This window comes from Caloranaerobacter ferrireducens (assembly GCF_001730685.1).
Taxonomy (GTDB): Bacteria; Bacillota; Clostridia; order Tissierellales; family Thermohalobacteraceae; genus Caloranaerobacter; species Caloranaerobacter ferrireducens.
In genome coordinates, this window is sequence record NZ_MDJR01000001.1 from 476,028 (window position 1) to 497,043 (window position 21,016).

The window sequence follows — 21,016 nt, forward strand, 5'->3', positions numbered from 1 at the left end:
TATGAGGTGATTTAATGGTTTCCTTTACAAAAAAGGAACAAATAGTTATACTAATACTAGTTGTATGTATTATTTCAGTTGTTTCGATAAAATTAATAAGAAGTAATGAAATAAAGATAGATGAAGTAGGACAAGATATTAATAATATAGAAGATACAGAAAATGTTAATACTTCAGAAAAAAATATTGAAGAAGAAAATATAGATAAAACTATAATGGTTCATATAAGTGGTGAGGTTTATAGACCAGGGTTAGTTATTTTAAAAGAAGGCGATAGAGTTATAGATGCTGTTAATGCAGCAGGAGGATTAAAGGAAGAAGCAGATTTAGACAGAATAAATTTAGCTAAAAAACTTGTTGATGAAGAGAAGATATACATACCTAAAAAAGGTGAAGAAAGTTTTACTAGTAATTCTCAAGAAAACGTTGTAGCTAGTACAAATGTAAGTACTAGTAAAATAGATATAAATAATGCAAGTCTTAATGAACTTATGGATTTACCAGGTATAGGCAAGGTATTAGCAGGTAGAATTATCGAATATAGAACTAAGAATAGATTTAATGATATAGAAGAGATAAAAAATGTTTCTGGAATAGGAGAAAAGAAGTTTGAAGCAATAAGAGACTTAATAACAGTTAACTAGTTAGGAGGATAAAAATGGCAGAAACACTTAAAAGGCTTACTGAGTTAACTAGTAGTTCTGGCTGAGCTGCTAAAATAGGTCCTGAGACCTTGGCACAGGTTCTGTGTCAATTACCTAAAACGTATGATGATAACCTAATTGTAGGTATTGATACATCTGATGATGCTGCTGTATATAAAATTGATGAAAATACAGCTATAATTCAAACAGTTGATTTTTTTACACCAGTAGTAGATGATCCATATACTTTTGGGCAAATAGCAGCGACAAATTCATTAAGTGATGTATATGCTATGGGTGGAGAGCCAAAATTAGCTATGAATATAATTTGCTTTCCAAATTGCCTACCTCCTGAGGTTATGACAGAGATTTTAAAGGGAGGATATGATAAAGTTAAAGAGGCAAATGCACTTTTAGTTGGAGGACATACTGTAGAAGATAATGAACCAAAATATGGTCTATCAGTAACTGGTTTTATTCATCCAGATAAAGTAATAAAAAATTGTAATGCAAAAGCAGGCGATTTATTAGTTTTAACTAAACCAATAGGTTTAGGTATAATAAATACAGCTATCAAAGCACAGATGGCAGATCAAAAAACATACAACGAGGCAGTAAAGGTTATGACTACGCTAAACAAAATTGGAAAAGATGCTATGATGAAAGTCGGTGTAAATAGCTGTACTGATGTAACAGGTTTTGGTTTAATAGGTCATGCATTAGAAATGGCTTTAGGTAGTGATGTTACAATAAAAATATTTAGTAATAAAGTTCCTATTTTAGAAAGTGCGAAAGAGTATGCTAAAATGGGACTAATTCCAGAAGGGGCATATAAAAACAAAAGTTTTGTAAATGATAGAGCATACATCAATAAAAATATTAAAGAAGAAATAAAAGATATATTGTTTGATCCACAGACATCTGGAGGTCTTTTAATTTCAGTAGATAAAGCAAAAGCAGAGATGCTTATAAAAGAACTTGAAAATAATCCAGTAGATTATGCAATAATTGGAGAGGTTATTAGTAAAGGGAAATATCCAATAATAGTTGAATAAAGCTATAATATTTAGGAATGGATGGTGTATTATGAATAACAAAATCAACTTGTTTTCAATGCTTCCAAAAGTTGATGAATTATTATCTGATAATAAAATAAATAGTTTGATGGATGAAATGTCAAGGGAATATGTTATTGAAGCTATTAGAGAAGAACTAGATATTATTAGAGAAGGCATAAGAAATGGAAAATATAATGTAAATACTCTAAAAGAAGAGATAAAAAAATTACCTTTATACATAGCGAAAAGAGCAACTAATAAGGCTAAACCAAATCTTAAAAGAGTAATAAATGCAACAGGGGTAGTTATTCATACGAATCTTGGCAGGTCACTTATAAGTAAGAGTGTTCTTAATAACGTTGTTGAAGTTGCAAGTAATTATTCAAATTTAGAGTTTGATTTAGACAAAGGAATGCGAGGTTCTAGATATAGCCATATAGAAGAAATTCTTACTAAAATTACAGGTGCTGAAAGTGCATTAGTTGTAAATAACAATGCAGCTGCAGTAATGTTAGTTTTAAGTACATTGGCAAAGGATAAAGAGGTAATAGTTTCTAGAGGTGAGTTAGTGGAAATAGGTGGTTCTTTTAGAGTACCAGATGTAATGCTGCAAAGTGGTGCTAAGCTAGTTGATGTTGGCACAACTAATAAAACTCATCTATGGGACTATGAAAATGCTATAAATGAAGAAACAGCCGCACTATTAAAGGTTCATACAAGTAATTACAGAATCTTAGGATTTACTTCTAGTGTAGAATTAGATGAACTAGTTGAATTAGGGAAAAAATACGATATACCAGTAATTGAAGATTTAGGAAGTGGTGTTTTAGTCGACCTATCAAAGTATGGATTATGTTATGAACCTACAGTTCAAGATTCAATTAAAAAGGGCGTAGATGTTGTAACTTTTAGTGGAGATAAACTTTTAGGAGGACCACAAGCAGGAATTATAGTAGGTAAAAAGATTTATATTGACAGAATGAAAAAAAATCCACTAACTAGAGCGTTTAGAGTGGATAAATTTACCCTTGCAGCATTAGAGCCTACTCTTAGTCTTTATCTTGATGAAAATGAAGCTATCAAAAAAATTCCTACACTTAATATGATAACTATGTCTGAGGACGAGCTTAATGAAAAGGCTAAGATTCTTTTTGATAAAATAAAGGCAAATATTAATGATAAGTTAGAAATTAAAATAGTTGACCAGTTTTCACAAGTCGGAGGAGGTTCATTACCTCTTGAAAAATTACCGACTAAAGCGATTGAAATAAGCTCATGTTTAATAGGTACTTCTGAGCTTGAAAAAAGTCTTAGAATGTATGAAACCCCTATAATATCAAGAATATACAAAGATAAACTCTATTTAGATGTACGAACAATACATAAAAATGAATTTGATATAATTGCTACTGCATTAAAAGTTATAGCCGATAATTTATAAAGGGGTGTTTATATGAAAAACGTTATCATAGGTACTGCTGGACATATAGATCATGGAAAAACAACTCTAATCAAAGCATTGACAGGCAGAGAAACTGATAGATTAAAAGAAGAAAAAGAAAGAGGAATATCTATTGAGCTAGGTTTTACATATTTTGATTTGCCTAGTGGAAGACGAGCAGGAATTATTGATGTTCCAGGACATGAAAAATTTATTAAAAATATGCTAGCAGGCGTAATAGGTATGGATATTGTAATTTTGGTTGTGGCAGCAGACGAAGGTGTTATGCCTCAGACTAAAGAGCATCTAGATATATTGAATTTGCTAGATATTAAAAAAGGCTTAGTAGCAATTACTAAAGCTGATTTAGTAGATGAAGATTGGCTAAGTCTTGTAATAGATGATATAAATAATCAGCTTAAAGGTACTTTTTTGGAGAACAGTCCAGTTATACCTGTATCTTCAACAAAAGGAATAGGAATTCGTGAACTTATAGAAACTATAGATAAGCTTACAGAAGAAATAGAAGAAAGAGATATTACAGAAACTCCAAGGTTACCAGTTGATAGAGCTTTTACAATATCAGGTTTTGGAACAGTAGTAACTGGCACATTAATATCTGGTAAATTTAAAGAGGGAGATGAAGTTCAAATTTTCCCTGGAAATAAAACAAGTAGAATTAGATCTATACAGGTGCACGGTAAGAATACTAGTGAAGCTTATGCTGGTCAAAGGGTAGCAATAAATTTAGCTGGTATAAAGAAAAATGAAGTTGATAGGGGAAATGTAATAGCTCCTATAGGTTCTATGAAATCTACAATGATGTTAGATGTAAAACTACATTGTTTAAAAGATTCTAATAGAACTATAAAAAATCGTGCGAGATTGAGGTTATATCTAGGCACTAGCGAAATATTAACAAGAGCAGTATTACTTGATAGAGAAGAATTATATCCAGGAGAAAGTTGCTATGCTCAATTAAGGCTAGAAGAAGAAACAGTAGCTAAAAGAGGAGATAAATTTATTATTAGATTTTATTCACCTATGGAAACAATTGGAGGTGGAGAAATATTAGATTCAAATCCACCAAAAAGAAAGAGGTTTGACGAAGCTATAATAAAGGAATTTGAATTAAAAGAGAAAGGGAAGCCTATTGATATAGTTGAAAATTTTGTACATGAAAATAGCAGAGAGTTCCCTAGTATAACAGATATAGCAAAGAATACTGTTATTCCTCAGGATAAAATAGAATTACTAGTAAATGAATTACAAGAAAAAAATAAAGTAGTTAGATTTAGCTTATTAAATGATAAACACGTGATTCATAAGGATTATTTCTCTAAGCTTACTAAAGATGTTATTGAGGAATTAAATACATATCATAAAAATAACCCATTAAAATCAGGGATGCTAAAAGAGGAATTAAGAAGTAAATTACTAGGACATATTAAACCTAAACTAGGTGATTTGGTGATAAATAAATTGAGTGAAGATGGTATAATTAAAATTATATTTGATAAAGTTGCGTTAAAGGATTTTGTTCCTGAATTTAATGACTTGCAAAATGAAATAAAAAATCAGTTAGAAAGCATATATATAAATGGAAAGTATGCACCTCCTAAAAAAGATGAAGCAATATCTCAATTAAAATACAAGAAAGAAGAAGTTATACAAGTATATGATGCAATGATAGATCAAGGAATACTTGTTAAAGCAACTGATGAGATTGCATTTCATAAGAAAGTATATGATGAATGTCTAGAAAAACTTAAAAAGTTTATTGAAGATAATGGTTCAATAACGTTGTCTCAATTTAGGGATTTATTAGGAACTAGTAGAAAGTTTGCCGTAGCATTATTAGAAGATTTTGACAGAAAGAAGATTACTAAACGCATTGAAGATAAGAGAGTTTTACTGTAAAATAGATAAAAAGACAAAGAACAAAATCTTCGATTTAAATAAATTATATAAGGTAGATTTTGCCTATATCCATTACGGAAATTATATTTAAAATTATCCATAGTTTAATAAGAAATATAATTTCCTATGGATTATAAAAGAAGGATTTTTGATGAATTTTGTAGAATTACTTGAATACAGATTGATTATAAATAAACAATTTGAGGTGATAAGATGGGCAATCATATTTTAATAGTAGACGATGAGCCCTTAATGGTTAAAGGTTTAAAATATAGCTTGGAACAGGATGGATATAAAATAGATACTGCTTATGATGGTAATGAAGCTTTAAAAAAAGCATTAGACAATAGTTATGATTTAATCATACTAGATTTAATGCTTCCAGGAATTGATGGGCTCGAAGTATGTCAAAAAATTAGAGAAAAATCACAAGTACCTATTATTATGTTAACAGCTAAAGGTGAAGATATAAATAAAATTTTAGGACTTGAATATGGTGCTGATGATTATCTTACAAAACCTTTCAATATTTTAGAGTTAAAAGCAAGGATAAAGGCAATTCTTAGAAGAGTAGTAGCTAGAGAAACAAAAATAGGTGACCAAGTTATTAAAGTCGATAACTTTACAATAAATACTTTAGGTAGAAAAGTAACAGTAAGAGGAAAAGAAATTAATTTAACAGCAAAAGAATTTGACTTGCTTTTATTACTTGCTTCAAATCCAGGCAAAGTTTTCAGTAGAGAAGAGCTATTAGAAGTTATTTGGGGATATGAATATTTTGGTGATTTGAGAACTGTTGATGTGCATATAAGGAGATTAAGAGAAAAAATAGAGAAAAACTCCAGTCAGCCTGAATATATTTTAACCAAATGGGGAGTTGGTTACTATTTTAGGAACAGAGCATAAAAGAAAAAGATTTATCAGTATAAGGTGGAAGCTTGTATCCACCTATTTATTATTGGTATTAATGTCACAAATGATTATTAGTATTTTTATAAGTCAGAATATTCTAAACACCTATATACAAGAAAAACGTCAGGAAATATTAACTAAGTCTAATATTTTGTCTAATAGAATTAAGTTTTATTTGCCGAATAACAAAATTTTAGTATTAGATAATCTATTAAAAACGCTAGTAGAAAATTATAGTAAAGAAATTAAAGCAAGAATAATAATAGTTGATAAGGATAATATGGTTAAAAGTGATTCGAATAATGAGTTTGAAGGTTCTAGATTGTATCATTCCGAAATACAGAAAGCACTTGCAGGTATAAGTAATTCAAGTGTTTACAGTTTCAAAGAGTATGGACATGTTATGTATGTAGCAGTACCAATTATACTTGATGATGAAGTAATAGGTTCTACATTTGTATCAGTATCATTAAATGATATATATAATGTAGTTGATAGAATAAATAACAAACTGAGATTAATATCTTTAGCAAGTATAATTTTAGTAGCAGTAATGAGCTTTATATTTGCAGATTTTATAACAAAACCAATTTCAGAAATGACAAAAGCTATAACCAAAATGGCACAGGGGAATTTAGGGCAGAAAGTTGAAATTAAGACAAATGATGAATTTAAGCAGTTAGCTAATGCTTTTAATGTTATGAGTACTAAACTAAGTCAAGTTGATAAGCAGAGAAAAGATTTTGTAGCAAATGTTTCGCATGAATTAAGAACACCATTATCTTCTATTAAATTACTTTCTGAGTCTTTACTACATCAAAAAGAAGTGGATGCTTTGGTTTATAGAGAATTTTTACAGGATATAGATTCAGAAATAGACAGGTTGAATAGCATAATTGATGATTTGCTTATCTTAGTAGATTTGGACAAGGAAAAATTAACACTTGACTTTAAAACAACATATATTAACTTTTTGGTAGAAAAAATAATTGCTAGGCTTAAGCCTTTAGCTGATAATAAGAAAATTAGCTTGGATTATATTGAAAAGGAGAAAGTTCAGATAAAGGTAGATACTAATAAAATACAGCAAGCTGTAATAAATATTATTCATAATGCAATTAAATATACTCCTGAGGGAGGTAGAGTAGAGGTTAAGCTATATACTGAAGGAGACTATGTAGTGATTCGTGTTAAAGACAATGGGATAGGTATACCTAAGGAAAGTTTACCTCAAATTTTTGATAGATTTTATAGAGTTGACAAGGCTAGGTCAAGAAGTACTGGAGGTACTGGATTAGGATTATCAATTGCGTATCAAATAGTAAGTTTACATCAGGGAACTATAGATGTAGAAAGTGAATTAGGAAAGGGAAGTACATTTTATATTAAGATACCTATTGATTTAAACTTAGCTTAATTCGGAGGGTTAAGATGAAAAGTAAAATCTTAATATTAACTTTGATTTTTATTTTCTTTTTTACTGGTTGTAATGAAAATAAAATAATTTATGATGAGTCAAATAGTTACTTGCCTATTAATCCCTTTCCAGAAAAAAATATTCATAATATAACTCTCTATTTTCCAGATAAGGATTTAAACTATTTAGTTCCTGAAATTAGAGAGGTTGATATAAGAAACCAGCCGATTGAAAAAATAATTATTGAAGAATTGCTAAAAGGAACAAAAAATGAAGAATTAACCAGTTTAATACCTTCAGAAACAAGATTAATTTCAACTGATATTGTTGGGAAAGTTATATATTTGAATTTTTCAAAGGAACTATTAAAAGGAAGTATGAGTGAAAAAGAAGAGGCGTTAGTACTATATTCTATTATTAATTCAGCTGCACAGATTGAGAATGTGGATAAAGTACAGATACTTATAGAGGGTGAAGCTAGAGAAGTATTTTATAAATATTTTACTATTGATAAACCGAAAGAGCCTAGTTCATTAATTATCAATAATAAATATGTTAGTCCAATCAGTACAGTTATAGAATATTATGATAATATTATTAATCAAAACTATATTGAAGTTGCTAATTTGTTTCATATTAATGGAGACAAAAATATAAATTATTATACTATGAAATCTTATTTTCAAGACTATTATGGTAATATTTCAAAATATTTAGTGAAAGAATATAAAATAAATAATTATGATAAATTTGTAGATGTTTATGTAGTTTTAGAATTGTTCTATAACAACGATATGAATAAGAAAATTCATGAGCAGGAGTTTATCTTAATTTTAAGAAATGGTAGATTTAAAATTAATGAAATATTGAACAAAAACTTTCTTCTAAACATAAAGTAAAAAAACATTTTATTAAAATTAAAAGACTTTTTTATAGGTTTCCATGTGTTAGAGTAAAAAAGTACTTGAAAATATATTAAAAAGTAACTATAATTAATATTGCAGCAGTAATGGGGGTAGATGGCAGCTGGTGTTGCCTCTGGTCTTCAAAACCAGTACGGGGCGTTAGGAGCGTCCTGGGTGGGTTCGATTCCCACATATCCCCGCCATTAATTAATATTTAGAGAAGATATGCGGCATGAAAGTCGCTTTTTTTTATTTTTTGCATTTTTTGTTACATTCTTTGAATTTAATTTTGGGATTGGTATAATTATAGTAGTGAGGTATGGAAAATATATTCACATTTAAGTATAAATTGCTTATTGAAAGGGGATTTCCTATGAGATCAGGAAAAAATATAATGGTTTGTGTTACACAGCAAAAAACTTGTGAAAGATTAATAATGAAAGGATATAAGGCTGTAAGAAGCGATAATGATAAATTATTTGTAATACATGTAGTTAACGAAAAAGATAAGTTCTTGAATAATTCAAGTGATGGAGAGGCTTTAGAATATTTATTTAATGTTTCAAAAAAAGTAGGTGCTGATTTAACTGTATTAAGGTCAAAAGACGTAGTGAAAGCTATGGCTGATTTTGCTAAGAAGCACAATATTACTAATATTATTATGGGTGCTTCACCAGATAGTGATGATTTAAAAGATCATAAAATAGCCATGAAACTAAAGCAGATGTTACCATTTGTTGACTTTACTATTGTTTAGGAATAGTTGAATTAAACAAACTCTCTTGGGAATAATAAAAATGCTATAAGTAATATATATTTATCCAAGGGAGTGTTTTTATGGGAAAAAGACTAAATTTACTAGTATTCAGTGGTGATTATGATAAAGCTTTAGCTTCTTTAATTATTGCTAATGGTGCCAAGGATTTAGGTATAGATGTAACTATGTTTTTTGCATTTTGGGGCTTATTAGTTATAAGAGATCCAGATAAATTGGAATTTGAAAAGAAATCTTTTCTTCAAAAGATATTTAGTCTTTTTATACCAAAGGGAATTGAAAATTTGAGTTTATCAAAAATGAATATGGGTGGAATGGGACAGAAAATGTTAAAAAAGATGATGAAAGAAAGCAATAAACCACTACTTATTGATTTTTTAAATGGTGCTAGAAAAAAAGGGGTTAAATTCTATGGTTGTAAGTTATCACAAGAGGTAATGGGCTTTAAAAAAGAAGAATTAATACCAGAAGTAGAAATTATAGAAGTATATGAATATCTCAAAGATGCTTTAGAGTCAGATATACAATTATTCATATAAATTAAAGGTGGGGGACATTATGTCTTTTATTAAAAGAGCATCTACAGCTATAAAATATTTATTAGATGCAAAAGTTCCATTTTTAAAAAAGATATGGATTATATTAGGACTTATCTATTTAATTAGTCCAATCGATCTATTACCAGAACCAATATTAGGATTTGGTATAATTGATGATATCGTTTTGATAATGTACATTTTAGCTAAGCTAGCTAAGGATTTAGATGAATATATAAATAAAGAGAATAAAATAATAGAAAATGTCGAATATGAAGTTAAAGACGAAAAAGATTAAATATATTCATATTTGATGTCTAAAAACTGTGACAATTCATATAAAAAATGGTAAAATAGACATATAATCAATCGAAAGGAAGATTATATGTCGAGTAAAATATTTGAAAATCTTACCGTCATAGACATATATATTGAGAACAAATACCAGAAAATTTTAAGATGTAAAGGGAAAATTTCTGGTGAAGAGTATCTAGTAAATATTTTATTTGACAAGAGTTTATTTAAAAAAGAAGAACTAATTGTATTAAAAGAAGAATTTGATTTAGTAGAAAAGGTTGAAGAAACTGAAAAAGCTGTTTACATAATTACTAGACATGATGTCTATGAAGATATTTATGAACATATTCAAAAAAATAAAATTACACTTAGCAATCAAATTAATTATGCAACTTTAATTTTAGAGAAAATAAATAAGATTAAATATTTACCATTAGAAGTTATATCATCAGCTGTACAAAGTAACAATATTAAAGTAGATCAAAATAATAAATTGATTTTTACAGGACTAATAATTTTATCTGATGATAAACTTGTATCATATGGCCAAATCTTAAAAGATATTGCTAATTTATTACACATAATTTTTGACGGTAATGAAATTTCAAACGATAAAATATCTAAAGAAATACCACCAGATATACAGAAAATAATTGTAAAGTGTTTGGAAGAAAGATATGTAACTTTTGATGAAGTATTAAAAGATTTGAAATCATCTAAAATATATAGATTAATTAATCCAGAAAGAGAAGAAGGAAGAAAGATTCATTCTGTTAGAACAAATCTAAAGAAGAGAAAAATGAAATTCAAAATTAAGAAAAGTGCTCTTGTTCTAGGTATAATTGCACTTATGTTATTGCCATTTGCAGCTATTTCAATAGGCAAGATGATAAAGTTAAATAAAGAAACAAAAGTTACAATGAATGAAGAAATCACTATAGATGACTTAGAAGATAAAAGCGAAACACAAGAAAATAATATATTTGATCAATATGATATTGTAGATAAAGAAAGTGATGATACTTATGATGATGAAGAGCTTTTAAGTTACTTTGATGAGGAGATAATTAATTCATTAGGTGAAACAAATGTAGCGAGTATTTCTGAAGAAAAATTTTTCCGAGGTAGTTATTCGCTAAAGGTAAGTATTCCAGAAGGAAAAAATAATGATTTCTTAATAGGATTAGTTGATTTGAACAATGAAAAATTCGATTATCTAAAAAATAGGAATGTAGATATTTCTATGTGGATAAATTCTAATCAAACACAAGATGCTGTTATAACTTTGGAATTAACGAATAAAGATAAAATTCTCAGCAAGGTTAGTAAAAAAATATATATTATTAAAGATAACTGGACTCTATATAATTTAAATATAAATACAGATGCAGGAGAGTATATAAAGATTTATATTACCTCTGAAAAAGCAAGTGATATATGGATAGATTCATTTTCAGTAGAAATATTAAAGTAGGGCGTATTGCCCTACTTTATGTATTATTTAAGTTTATTTGCTAAATCACGTTCTGCTTGTTCTATCATTCTTCTAACCATGTATCCTCCTACATATCCTGCATATTTACCACCGTTTTTTAAAACTTCTCTTGTAATTGGGTCTATGTCTTCTCTTTCGTGTATTTTATCAAGACCTAGTTCGCTTGCAATTTCTAGTTTTAATTCCATTAAAGCTTGTCGCGCTTCTGGCGCAGGTCTATTTCTTCTTGCCATTTCAACAACTCCTTTCTTTTTTATTTATAGTTTTCCTAATATTTGTTTAATTAAATCATGATAAATTTACCAAATTATATATAAGACTTAAAACTGGACATACACAAAAATTTAGAATTACGAATAAATTATAAAATAGATATGATATGGACGAAAATGAATATCAATTGAAAAGGAGGATTATAATGAAAGGTAAAATCAAAAGAGTATTTCCAGGAGGTAATACTGCAAAAGGATTTTATTCGTACTACGACTATATAATAGAAGACGATGCAAACCGAATTTTTGTTGTAAAAGGTGGTCCAGGAGTAGGCAAGTCTTCTATGATGAAGAGAGTAGCTCAAGATTTATTAGAATTAGGTTATGATGTTGAATATCATCATTGTTCATCTGACAATAATTCTATTGATGGAATTGTTATTCCTGAGCTAAACGTAGCAATGATTGATGGTACAGCACCACATGTAGTTGACCCTAAAAACCCAGGAGCAGTAGATGAAATAATACATTTAGGTGACTACTGGGATGTAGACAAAATGGAAAAAAATAAAGAGAATGTATTAAAAACTAATAAAGAAGTAGGTAGATTATTTAGAACTGCATATAAATATTTAGAAGCAGCAAAACCTATATATGAAGACATAGTTGATAAAAATAGTGAAGCAATGGATTTTGGAAAAGTAAATATAGAAACTCAAAAATTGATTGAAGAAATATTTGGAGATATAAAAGTAAGTGAAAAACCAGGAAAAGATAGACATTTATTTGGTAGTGCATATACACCAAAAGGATGGGTAGAATTTACAGATACTATTTTGCAAGATGCAGAGAGAATATATTACATTAAAGGTGATATCGGTACAGGTAAGAGTACATTATTAGAAAGAGTATATAAAGAAGCACAGAGACGAGGATTAGATGTTGAAGTATATCATACACCACTTATACCAGAAAAAATAGAGACAGTATTTATCAAAGGTATAAATGTTGGATTAACAACTAGCGAAATGTTTAAAGATAAGAATAAAAAAGTTATAGATTTGAATAAATTCTTAGATATGAAGTTAATCGAAAAATATCAAAGCGAGCTTGAATATGATAAGGCAATAATGAATGATTTAATAGAAAATGCAATAAAGATTATTAAAAAAGCCAAAGAAACACATGACTTACTAGAAACAAACTATGTACCAAACATGAACTTTGATGAGGTAGAGAGAGCAAGAAAAGAGATAGTAAGAAGGATATTAAGATATAAAAATAGAAGAAGATAAAAGTTTTCACCAAGGGTATACTGCCCTTGGTGTTATTTTTTTAAATTCTTGATAAAATATTTATGAAATCAATTCAATATTTTACCTACTTTTTTGATTTGTGGTAATATATAGTTAAAGATTACAGAAGGACTATGGGCAGAGGAAATATGTTTACATTTTGATAGAGGATAAGTTCATATTAATGGAGGTTAAAATGTATAAAAATTTTTCTATATTAATTTTATACTTAGTAAGTATATACTTGATTTTTAGTGGATGTTCAGAGGAAAGATTTGAAAAAATACAGGATATTGTACAAATAAACTATAAAGATATAACAAAAATCTCATTTCATGATGGAAGAACTGGTGAGTTGATTGAAACAGAAGATAAAGAAAAAATAAATGAATTTCTAAAATACGTAAATAGTTATAAATTGAAAAAAAGTGAGCTTCAACTAGAACTTGATGGATACATTTATTATGCAGATTTTTATATTAATGATAAGAACATTTTAAGAATAACTTTTGTTAATCCATTAAATGTAAATGGTATTTCTTATGATATCATTGAATCTGAGCTTAATTTAGAGAAAATAGAAGATTTTGTCAAGTCAATAAAATAATAACAGATGTAAATGGCTATGGAGAGATTAAAATTTTTGTTCCTTATATGAAAAAATCAAATGAAGAAAGGGTGGAGTGTGATTAAAAAAAACATATATATTTTTCTAATGATATGGATAAGTAGTATTATGTTAGTGGGATGTGATAACTATGCTAAATTAACTTTTAAAGAAGATATAGACTTTATTAAGATACAGATTGGAGAAAAATATAAAAAGATTACTAATCCAAAGGATATTGATAATTTGATTTCTTTAATCGAAGAATCAAATTTAAGAAAAAGCAAAGAAAAACAAAACGTGATATATTATAAAATCAAAATATTTATTCATTCAAATACAAAAGCAGAATATGAGCAAATTACTGTGATTAAAGATATAATATTTTATAATGGCAACTATTATAAAAGTGAAAGCAATCTAGGGGAGCAGATTGAGAAGATTTATTCAAATGTGAATTATCCAGAGTTAATTGATAAAGATGAAGCTAAAAAAATTAAAACTAAGAAATTAAATAGAAGGAATTTATCATTACAAAAAGCTTTGGAAGGTTATTGGATTGACTTAAAAGGTAATGGTTTACATTTCAAGGATGGACGGTTATATCAAGGAGGATATGAGTTTAGGTATCTTATAAATTCTATAGATAGAAATGAAAATTACATACATATTTCAGTATTCGGAGTAAAAGGTTTCTTTGTGAAAGGGAAAAAGCTTTTTGATATGCATATAATCATAGATGGTACTAAAAACAATTTAAAACTTAAAAAAGATATGGTTGGAGGATATACATATAATTACAACATGATTTATGTTGATGATGAGAATTACAAACTTGGAACTTATGAATCTGATTTTTTTAGAGATTGAGACTAGGTATCAATGCTAGAAATTAAGTTGCGAAAGCTATGTATATATCAATGAAAGCGGGGGATTAAGATGGATATATCAATAAAAGAACTTAATGAGGATATGTTTACAATTACAGCAGAAATGATTACAGAATTATTGAATTATCATAGGAAATTAAATAATGCACCTAAGCAGTACTGGCATACACTTGAAGAAGGAAAAGAAACTTTAAAAGAATGGAGAAATACAGGAAGTGTTTATAATATCTTTTGTAATGGAGAAGTAATAGGGTTTTTCTATGTTAGATATGGTGGACAAAATGTAGCTTGGTTGGAAGACTTATATATAGTAGAAAGATATAGAGGAAAGGGTATAGGAAAATATGCTATGGCTAAATTAGACGAGATTATGACTGAAATAGGTATAGTTTCGATATTTGTTGATGTTATACCAAGAAATATAAGTGCGATAAAGTTTTATAGAGAATGTGGCTTTGACCATCTTAATATGATTCAATTAAGAAAAAACTATGATAAGAGGCTAGATAAAAAAGATGAAGTGCAAATTTTAGGGTTTAATTTAAAGAAATATTAAAATGTTTTTTAGAAATAACTAAATTATCTGTTCACAAAAATATGATTGATTATGTAATCACTATATATAGCAATGTGATATATTTTCTAAACATAGGAGGTTTTTAAGTTTTTATGATTAAATAGTACTTATAGCATAATACACGAAGCATGTAGTATATTGCAAGTATAAATATCGTTAAGATGTCACATGCTTTTATCATATTACAGAATATAATTTAATTTTATACGATTTTAAGCGTTAAAATAATTCTAAATTTCTGGCACTACGCTATTTAAACTGGGGGGGATTATGCAAAAACTGATTAAATACTTATTAAAAGAAGGATGTCCATCTATAAAATATCGAATAAAAAAAGAAATTTATGGTGAGTTAGATTCAAGACTGCAGCAGCATATATTGGATGACCAAGAAGTGAAAAAATTTATTAGTTTACAAAATGAAACTGGGTGGATAGATGAGGATTTTCACAGTGAAAAAGGAGTTGAAGCTGCTGTTAGGGTTTTTTTTGAGAAAGGTCTTGAAAGTGATTATCCGGCATACAATAAATTATTGTACGAATTAGAACAAAGAGATGCTACATTTGATAATGGTTGTTTGTATAGGGTTGGGAAGATTTTAGATAGCAAAGGATTTGGTGGTTCACAATTAATAAGAGCAACACTTTTTGCATATGCAGGTTTAGAAAATAGATTATTTGTAAGAAAGCAAATTGAAGAAGCATTAGATGTTTTTAGATATATTACAAATATTAATGCAATAAGTGAAATAACCGAAAAGTATAAGAATAAACTAGTTTTTTCAGAAGGAGTTATGTGGCCAAGCATATATCATCTTAGGCTTCTTGCACATACTAAAAACTGGCGAAATGAAAAAAATAAAAAGATGCTTGTTAATTCAATAAAAAAATTAATACAATTTTCTCCTATTCCTGAAATTAATGTACTTGAAAGATCTCAATTAATATCTCCAGCTTCATTTTGTATGAATAATTTCAATCCTAGTTTAGATAAATTAAAGGATAATGAATGGATGATGTGGTTTCATCGTATGGAGTTATTATCTAGATTAGGAGTAGTTACTGAGATTACAGAATTAAAACAACAAGTTGAAATTATTATAAAATTTATGGAAAAAAGTGACGGATTGTTTACAAAAAGAATGAATCATTATTATTTTAGAAAATGGGGACCTTATACAGGTTTGGCACTGGAAAAAGATTGGAGAACATCTAAAAGAAGAGTTAATGATTTGAGTTTCAGATGTTTATTAATTATTTTTTATTCTGGTATAAATTAAAATGAATTTTTAGGTGGAAAGGAATTTCAGAAAACAAAGGGAAACAAGGGGACGGTTCTATTGCAATGCAACCATTATCTAAGATGATGAAACGAATAGGTGTAAGTTATGTTTATTGATATAACTGAAAGTATGAAAGGAAAGAACATTTATTTCAGGATAGATAAAAAAGTGAGTCAGTAGAAGATGATAAATATTTATTGACAGTAATAAGATACATCCATCGAAATCCATTAAAAGCGGGAATAGTAGATAGTATAGACTAATATCAATGGAGTATCCATCATGAATATATAAAAAGTACGAATAAAGTAGTAGATACACAGTTAATACTTGGGATGTTTGTAGATAAAAAAACTAAATGATAAATAGGAACTTGAGACCATAAAACAACATTTAAGTATCCAATCGATAGAGGAAATTAAAAAAGTTGGATAAGGAAAAAAAGGGATGCCTGTTTAAGAAAAAGTGATAGAGGGATTATTAATAAGATAAATAGCAAGAATAACAGGATTTGCAGTAAATATTGTTGCAAAGACATGAAGAAACAAGAGAACCGTACCTTTGTATCTGTATCCCTTAAGATAAAATATGAAAGGAAGTGTAATAATGGGGGAGAAAATGTTTTTTTCAGAAAAGGACTTGTTTATGGTTTGCAAAGATAATCATGACAGTGAAAATAGGTTTATTGGTAAGAAGGATTTTATTCAATTGTCAGATGGAGAGAAAATAGACTTTTGGTTATTAGTAAAGTAAAAATTTAAAAGGAAATTTAATATTTTTTCCACCAAACGGTGGAAATATTTCATTTATGGTAAATCTATTTCACAGATTAAATTCAGAATGTTCACTAAATATTTATGCTTTTAACTATAGAGGTTATGGTAATAGCACAGGCAGTCCTTCAATCGAAAATATTTTAAAAGATGGAGAACAAGTTATTGAGAAAGTTTATAGTGTAGCTGATAAGTCTATTCCCACTATTTTAATGGGCTATTCATTAGGTTGCTTTACATGTTTGAATTCTTATAAGAGTTCAGTAATATATGACTGGATAAAAGGTTATATCTGTATATCTGCATTTTCTGGATTTGAAGATTTGGCTATGGTCTTTGGTGCTACAGGTAAGGATGTGGTGATTGACCCTAAATTAAAAAAATAGATAATCAAAAACCAGTTAGCAGAATAGATGTACCTATTTTATTTGTTCATGGGGCACAGGATAATTTCATACCTAAGTTCATGAGTGAAAAATTATATGAAATATGCCCATCCATTAATAAAAAATTATTGTTAATAGAAAATGCAGGACATAATAATATATTCAAAGATAATCATTTGGATAAAATTATCAATGAAATTAAACTAATGATTAAAAATATTAAAAATAAGAGACTATATAAGGAGTGAAAAGAATGATAAAAGAAAGAAAAGAAACATTTAATGAAATAGCAAAAGAATATGAAAAAATTAGACCTACATATCCAAAAGAATTATTTTATGACATAGTTGAATATTCGGGTATTAAAGAGGATGGTAAAATATTAGAAATAGGTTGTGGAACAGGTAAAGCAACACAAGGTTTTATAGATCTTGGTTATAAAAACATAACATGTATAGAACTAGGAAGTGAACTAGCAAAACTAACAAAAGAAAAGTTTAGAAAAGAATGTACAATAAAAGTATACAATTCATCTTTTGAAGAATGGGAGGAAGATGGAAGTGAATTTGATTTAGCAATATCTGCAACTGCCTTTCATTTTATAAACCCCGAAGTGGGATATCCTAAAGTAGCAAAATTATTAAATGAAAAAGGAACAATAGGTTTTTTCTGGACTATACACGTGCAATCATATGATAATTTATATTCAGATATAAGAAAATTATACAAAAGATATGCTTCTGATTTAGATGATACAAAAATGCCTACTCCTGAAGAAGTAATAAATCAGACTAAAGATACAATTCAAAGAACAAATTTATTTAAAGATTTAATGGTCAAAGAATATAATTGGGATGATTTTTATACATCCGATGAATATATTAGTTTACTAAATACCCACTCAAGGCACAGATTATTACCTGAAAATGATAGAGAAGCTTTATTTAATGGAATAAAAGATATTATAGAAAAATATGGTGGTAATATTAGGAAGAAACAATTAGTAGCTTTATTTCTAGCAAAAAAATTATAATAAAAAGCATATAACATAGACTCACAGTAATAGGTATAATATTAGAACTGTATATAAATATTTAGAAGCAACAAGACTTATATAAAGACATAGTACATAAAATAGTGAAGCAATAGATTTTGGAAAAGTTAATATAGAAACTAAAGAATTGAGCGAAGAAATATTTGAAGGTATTAAAGTAAGTGAAGAACCAGGAAAAGATAGACATTAATTTGGTAGTGCATATACTCCAAAAAGGATGGGTAGAATTTACAGTTATTATTTTACAAGAAGCAGAAAAAATATATTACATTAAAGGTGATATCGGTACAGGTAAGAGTACATTATACTAAATATGAACTTTGATAAAGTAAAAAGAGCAAGAAAAGAGAGTTTATGAAAATATTAAGATATAAAAATAGAAGAAGATAATAGTTTTACGCCAAGGGTTATATTGCTCTTGGTTTTATTTTTTGTTGCTGTATTTTTAAACGTTTAAAGATTTTAGCGTAACCGAAAAATTTTCACGGTTGTATATATTTATAAGGAAGGAGGGATTAATATGGCTAATATTTATATCTGGTTTAAAAAAAGAGAGGAAAGGAGACAATTTCTAAAGAAATTATTAGAGAGGAACGTAAAAACAGATAACGGAAATGCGAGTAAAAAGCAAAAATCAAATGAAAAAGTAACTGTTGATAAGTATTTAGATATGATGGAACAAGGTAAAACTAAGAGTCCATATTATAACATTTATAAGAAATATTATTACGGAATAACACATGAGGTCAAATATAAACTATCACCATATGATCCTGTAGAAGTGTTTAAAAGAGGTTTTAGAAGTATCTATTATCAAAATTCTTATATGCATAGACCAGGTAAATGGTTGGTTATAAAACTTAGAAATACGAAAATAGCTTATGATACTAGAGAATGGATTATTAACAATATACCAGAAGAAAGAATCGGGACAAATGTACCTATACCTAAGGAGGTATATTCGAAGTGGAAACTTGAAGAGGTTGAAAAAATATTAGATTATATAGAAAATAATAAACTAAATAAGGAAAAAAGAAAAGATATACTAAAAAGATGTATGAAATTGTTAAAAGAGGTTTTAGAGGATTCACAAAATCTGTTTAAAGGGGATAAAATATACCTTTGGGAGAAATTAGGATATGCTTTTTATAACTTAGTAGAACTTAAATTAATGGAAGAGTGTCTTAGAACTCAAGCTAAGCTTCAGCCAGGAAATGCTGATGCTTTTTTGAATATTGGGGTATTTTATGAAAATTATGGTTTTATTCAGAAAGCAATAAATATTTATTTAGAGGGTCTGCAAATAGAGCCAAATAATGAATATATATATTATAATTTATCAGCTATGCTTATAGATGAAGGATATTGGGATTATGCTGAAAAGATTATTGATGAATCATTGAAAATAAAATCAGATACAGAAATTAATTACAAACTAAAAGGAGACATAAGTTTTTATAAAAAAGATTATAAAATGGCTCTGCAGTGCTATGAAAAAGTTTTTAGTAAACTAAAGAATAAGGAAATACAGAAATTTATTCTGGAATCAATTAACAACTATATTTTAGCATGTAAAGAATTAGAATTAAAAGATAAATTAAAATTAATTATAGAAGAAGTGTATAACTATGACATTAAAGATGCTAATACGTATATACAGTTAGCTGATGCATGTATAAATATATTAAAAGATTACGAAAAAGGTATTTTATTTGCACAAAGAGCAATAGAAAAATCATCTGATAGAATTGAAGCTTATAAAATTTTAATTGATTGTTATACTCAATTAAAAGAAGATAATAAAGTGGAATGGTTTAAGAAGAAAATGAAACAAATAATCAAGAAAAATAGTAAAATTAATCATAGAGTAAGAAAATATAATGGTAAGGTAATTAAATTATCTGTAATAAAGTTTTTTAAAAGTATTGATAAGTTAAGAGAAGAATTGATAGAAGAAGTCATGAAAGATAAAGGAATATCTAGAGAAGAAGCAGAGAGGATTATAGATTACTTTTTTTAATTTAATATATATGTAATTTACTATAAATTAGAAAAACATAACTAAAAAGCAACTGATAAGAAGGAGGGCAATAATGCAATTTAAATTTAAATTGGCGCATAAAATAATATTATATGTTCCGTTGAAATATGGAGATGGAAAGAATATACCAGATGAAATAACAGATAGTATATTAAAAAAATCAATAGATAAATTAACCAATATTAGTACTGGTTTTACAGTAATAGAGGGTAGAGGTTTTTGGAAAACTAAGGAAAACAAAATGAATGATATGAAAACTAAAATAATTATTATTTATGTAAATGAATTAGAAGAAGCAACTAAAGTAATTTACGATTTAGCATTATGGATAAAGAAAGAAACTATATCAGAGTCAATATGTTTTGAAATAGATAATTCATTATACTTTGTATAAATTAAGTGAAAAAAAGTATATTGTTATGCCGCTATATAATAAAAAAGCGTTTACTATATAATTTATTATATAGTAGACGCTCTTTTGCTAATTAAGAAAAGATATA

General features: G+C 27.7%; 24 protein-coding genes and 1 tRNA gene. 24 read left to right on the plus strand and 1 reads right to left on the minus strand.

All coding sequences use genetic code 11. From position 1 onward, the window contains the following. The first annotated feature begins 14 nt into the window (after positions 1 to 14). The 12 genes from BFN48_RS02305 (at position 15) to BFN48_RS02360 (ending at position 11,379) form a co-directional block, all read left to right on the plus strand. The gene (locus tag BFN48_RS02305; RefSeq protein ID WP_069649251.1) at positions 15 to 644 is read left to right on the plus strand and encodes a helix-hairpin-helix domain-containing protein; all 630 of its coding nucleotides are present in this window, start codon (positions 15 to 17) and stop codon (positions 642 to 644) included. A gap of 14 nt (positions 645 to 658) precedes the next feature. Next, entirely contained in the window at positions 659 to 1,699 is a 1,041-nt protein-coding gene (gene selD / locus BFN48_RS02310; RefSeq protein WP_083238744.1) for a selenide, water dikinase SelD, read from the plus strand. Positions 1,700 to 1,730: 31 nt separating this feature from the next. Beyond that, positions 1,731 to 3,143 (plus strand): L-seryl-tRNA(Sec) selenium transferase, encoded by a 1,413-nt coding sequence (gene selA, locus BFN48_RS02315; RefSeq protein ID WP_069649723.1) that lies wholly within the window; start codon positions 1,731 to 1,733, stop codon positions 3,141 to 3,143. A 12-nt stretch (positions 3,144 to 3,155) separates the two neighbouring features. Then, positions 3,156 to 5,063 carry a selenocysteine-specific translation elongation factor gene (gene selB / locus BFN48_RS02320; protein WP_069649253.1) on the plus strand — a complete coding sequence of 636 codons (1,908 nt, stop codon included), beginning with the start codon at positions 3,156 to 3,158 and terminating at the stop codon, positions 5,061 to 5,063. A gap of 213 nt (positions 5,064 to 5,276) precedes the next feature. Continuing rightward, positions 5,277 to 5,969, plus strand: coding sequence for a response regulator transcription factor (locus BFN48_RS02325; RefSeq protein ID WP_069649254.1), 693 nt, complete (start codon positions 5,277 to 5,279; stop codon positions 5,967 to 5,969). A gap of 61 nt (positions 5,970 to 6,030) precedes the next feature. Then, positions 6,031 to 7,392: a sensor histidine kinase gene (locus BFN48_RS02330; protein WP_242863195.1), complete on the plus strand. Its 1,362-nt coding sequence runs from the start codon at positions 6,031 to 6,033 to the stop codon at positions 7,390 to 7,392. A gap of 14 nt (positions 7,393 to 7,406) precedes the next feature. Next, positions 7,407 to 8,291: a GerMN domain-containing protein gene (locus BFN48_RS02335; RefSeq protein WP_069649255.1), complete on the plus strand. Its 885-nt coding sequence runs from the start codon at positions 7,407 to 7,409 to the stop codon at positions 8,289 to 8,291. A 112-nt stretch (positions 8,292 to 8,403) separates the two neighbouring features. Beyond that, positions 8,404 to 8,500, plus strand: a tRNA-Sec gene (locus BFN48_RS02340). 170 nt (positions 8,501 to 8,670) lie between these two features. Next, entirely contained in the window at positions 8,671 to 9,054 is a 384-nt protein-coding gene (locus tag BFN48_RS02345; RefSeq protein ID WP_069649256.1) for a universal stress protein, read from the plus strand. Between the two features lie 80 nt (positions 9,055 to 9,134). Next, positions 9,135 to 9,611 (plus strand): DsrE/DsrF/DrsH-like family protein, encoded by a 477-nt coding sequence (locus tag BFN48_RS02350; RefSeq protein WP_069649257.1) that lies wholly within the window; start codon positions 9,135 to 9,137, stop codon positions 9,609 to 9,611. 19 nt (positions 9,612 to 9,630) lie between these two features. Continuing rightward, positions 9,631 to 9,906 (plus strand): YkvA family protein, encoded by a 276-nt coding sequence (locus BFN48_RS02355; protein ID WP_069649258.1) that lies wholly within the window; start codon positions 9,631 to 9,633, stop codon positions 9,904 to 9,906. Positions 9,907 to 9,993: 87 nt separating this feature from the next. Then, positions 9,994 to 11,379 (plus strand): hypothetical protein, encoded by a 1,386-nt coding sequence (locus tag BFN48_RS02360; protein ID WP_069649259.1) that lies wholly within the window; start codon positions 9,994 to 9,996, stop codon positions 11,377 to 11,379. Between the two features lie 23 nt (positions 11,380 to 11,402). On the opposite strand, the gene BFN48_RS02365 is transcribed toward BFN48_RS02360, so the two are convergent. Then, positions 11,403 to 11,633, minus strand: coding sequence for an alpha/beta-type small acid-soluble spore protein (locus BFN48_RS02365; RefSeq protein ID WP_054869943.1), 231 nt, complete (start codon positions 11,631 to 11,633; stop codon positions 11,403 to 11,405). Positions 11,634 to 11,818: 185 nt separating this feature from the next. On the opposite strand from BFN48_RS02365, the gene BFN48_RS02370 reads away from it, so the two are divergent. From BFN48_RS02370 to BFN48_RS02410, 12 genes are all read left to right on the plus strand, one after another. Further along, complete coding sequence (locus BFN48_RS02370) at positions 11,819 to 12,907, plus strand: PRK06851 family protein (RefSeq protein WP_069649260.1); 1,089 nt, start codon at positions 11,819 to 11,821, stop codon at positions 12,905 to 12,907. 196 nt (positions 12,908 to 13,103) lie between these two features. Beyond that, on the plus strand, positions 13,104 to 13,514 hold the full coding sequence (locus BFN48_RS02375; RefSeq protein ID WP_069649261.1) for a hypothetical protein: 411 nt from the start codon (positions 13,104 to 13,106) through the stop codon (positions 13,512 to 13,514). Between the two features lie 60 nt (positions 13,515 to 13,574). Beyond that, a complete protein-coding gene (locus tag BFN48_RS02380) occupies positions 13,575 to 14,384 on the plus strand; it encodes a hypothetical protein (RefSeq protein WP_176718792.1) in 810 nt (269 codons plus the stop codon). A gap of 69 nt (positions 14,385 to 14,453) precedes the next feature. Next, complete coding sequence (locus BFN48_RS02385; RefSeq protein WP_069649263.1) at positions 14,454 to 14,960, plus strand: GNAT family N-acetyltransferase; 507 nt, start codon at positions 14,454 to 14,456, stop codon at positions 14,958 to 14,960. A gap of 291 nt (positions 14,961 to 15,251) precedes the next feature. Next, positions 15,252 to 16,259, plus strand: a complete 1,008-nt coding sequence (locus tag BFN48_RS02390) for a hypothetical protein (protein ID WP_069649264.1) — start codon at positions 15,252 to 15,254, stop codon at positions 16,257 to 16,259. 621 nt (positions 16,260 to 16,880) lie between these two features. Then, positions 16,881 to 17,015, plus strand: coding sequence for a hypothetical protein (locus BFN48_RS12750; RefSeq protein ID WP_278287286.1), 135 nt, complete (start codon positions 16,881 to 16,883; stop codon positions 17,013 to 17,015). Between the two features lie 19 nt (positions 17,016 to 17,034). Beyond that, a complete protein-coding gene (locus BFN48_RS02395; protein WP_479722812.1) occupies positions 17,035 to 17,421 on the plus strand; it encodes an alpha/beta hydrolase family protein in 387 nt (128 codons plus the stop codon). Next, positions 17,418 to 17,669, plus strand: coding sequence for an alpha/beta fold hydrolase (locus BFN48_RS12895; RefSeq protein WP_423230239.1), 252 nt, complete (start codon positions 17,418 to 17,420; stop codon positions 17,667 to 17,669). Before BFN48_RS02395 ends, BFN48_RS12895 begins: the two co-directional genes overlap by 4 nt. A 5-nt stretch (positions 17,670 to 17,674) precedes the next feature. After that, entirely contained in the window at positions 17,675 to 18,454 is a 780-nt protein-coding gene (locus BFN48_RS02400) for a methyltransferase domain-containing protein (RefSeq protein ID WP_069649266.1), read from the plus strand. Positions 18,455 to 18,636: 182 nt separating this feature from the next. Continuing rightward, positions 18,637 to 18,786, plus strand: a complete 150-nt coding sequence (locus BFN48_RS12340) for a hypothetical protein (RefSeq protein WP_176718793.1) — start codon at positions 18,637 to 18,639, stop codon at positions 18,784 to 18,786. 209 nt (positions 18,787 to 18,995) lie between these two features. Next, positions 18,996 to 20,495 carry a tetratricopeptide repeat protein gene (locus BFN48_RS02405; RefSeq protein ID WP_069649267.1) on the plus strand — a complete coding sequence of 500 codons (1,500 nt, stop codon included), beginning with the start codon at positions 18,996 to 18,998 and terminating at the stop codon, positions 20,493 to 20,495. Between the two features lie 73 nt (positions 20,496 to 20,568). Next, on the plus strand, positions 20,569 to 20,910 hold the full coding sequence (locus tag BFN48_RS02410) for a DUF3574 domain-containing protein (RefSeq protein WP_069649268.1): 342 nt from the start codon (positions 20,569 to 20,571) through the stop codon (positions 20,908 to 20,910). Positions 20,911 to 21,016: the final 106 nt, after the last annotated feature.

What these genes read in the sequence shown, in the direction of transcription:
- BFN48_RS02305 (WP_069649251.1), top strand. Translation starts at nt 15, where the DNA reads ATGGTTTCCTTTACAAAAAAGGAACAAATAGTTATACTAATACTAGTT.
- selA (WP_069649723.1), top strand. Translation starts at nt 1,731, where the DNA reads ATGAATAACAAAATCAACTTGTTTTCAATGCTTCCAAAAGTTGATGAA.
- selB (WP_069649253.1), top strand. Translation starts at nt 3,156, where the DNA reads ATGAAAAACGTTATCATAGGTACTGCTGGACATATAGATCATGGAAAA.
- BFN48_RS02325 (WP_069649254.1), top strand. Translation starts at nt 5,277, where the DNA reads ATGGGCAATCATATTTTAATAGTAGACGATGAGCCCTTAATGGTTAAA.
- BFN48_RS02330 (WP_242863195.1), top strand. Translation starts at nt 6,031, where the DNA reads ATGTCACAAATGATTATTAGTATTTTTATAAGTCAGAATATTCTAAAC.
- BFN48_RS02335 (WP_069649255.1), top strand. Translation starts at nt 7,407, where the DNA reads ATGAAAAGTAAAATCTTAATATTAACTTTGATTTTTATTTTCTTTTTT.
- BFN48_RS02345 (WP_069649256.1), top strand. Translation starts at nt 8,671, where the DNA reads ATGAGATCAGGAAAAAATATAATGGTTTGTGTTACACAGCAAAAAACT.
- BFN48_RS02350 (WP_069649257.1), top strand. Translation starts at nt 9,135, where the DNA reads ATGGGAAAAAGACTAAATTTACTAGTATTCAGTGGTGATTATGATAAA.
- BFN48_RS02355 (WP_069649258.1), top strand. Translation starts at nt 9,631, where the DNA reads ATGTCTTTTATTAAAAGAGCATCTACAGCTATAAAATATTTATTAGAT.
- BFN48_RS02360 (WP_069649259.1), top strand. Translation starts at nt 9,994, where the DNA reads ATGTCGAGTAAAATATTTGAAAATCTTACCGTCATAGACATATATATT.
- BFN48_RS02365 (WP_054869943.1), bottom strand. Translation starts at nt 11,633, where the DNA reads ATGGCAAGAAGAAATAGACCTGCGCCAGAAGCGCGACAAGCTTTAATG.
- BFN48_RS02370 (WP_069649260.1), top strand. Translation starts at nt 11,819, where the DNA reads ATGAAAGGTAAAATCAAAAGAGTATTTCCAGGAGGTAATACTGCAAAA.
- BFN48_RS02375 (WP_069649261.1), top strand. Translation starts at nt 13,104, where the DNA reads ATGTATAAAAATTTTTCTATATTAATTTTATACTTAGTAAGTATATAC.
- BFN48_RS02380 (WP_176718792.1), top strand. Translation starts at nt 13,575, where the DNA reads ATGAAGAAAGGGTGGAGTGTGATTAAAAAAAACATATATATTTTTCTA.
- BFN48_RS02385 (WP_069649263.1), top strand. Translation starts at nt 14,454, where the DNA reads ATGGATATATCAATAAAAGAACTTAATGAGGATATGTTTACAATTACA.
- BFN48_RS02390 (WP_069649264.1), top strand. Translation starts at nt 15,252, where the DNA reads ATGCAAAAACTGATTAAATACTTATTAAAAGAAGGATGTCCATCTATA.
- BFN48_RS12750 (WP_278287286.1), top strand. Translation starts at nt 16,881, where the DNA reads ATGTTTTTTTCAGAAAAGGACTTGTTTATGGTTTGCAAAGATAATCAT.
- BFN48_RS02400 (WP_069649266.1), top strand. Translation starts at nt 17,675, where the DNA reads ATGATAAAAGAAAGAAAAGAAACATTTAATGAAATAGCAAAAGAATAT.
- BFN48_RS02405 (WP_069649267.1), top strand. Translation starts at nt 18,996, where the DNA reads ATGGCTAATATTTATATCTGGTTTAAAAAAAGAGAGGAAAGGAGACAA.
- BFN48_RS02410 (WP_069649268.1), top strand. Translation starts at nt 20,569, where the DNA reads ATGCAATTTAAATTTAAATTGGCGCATAAAATAATATTATATGTTCCG.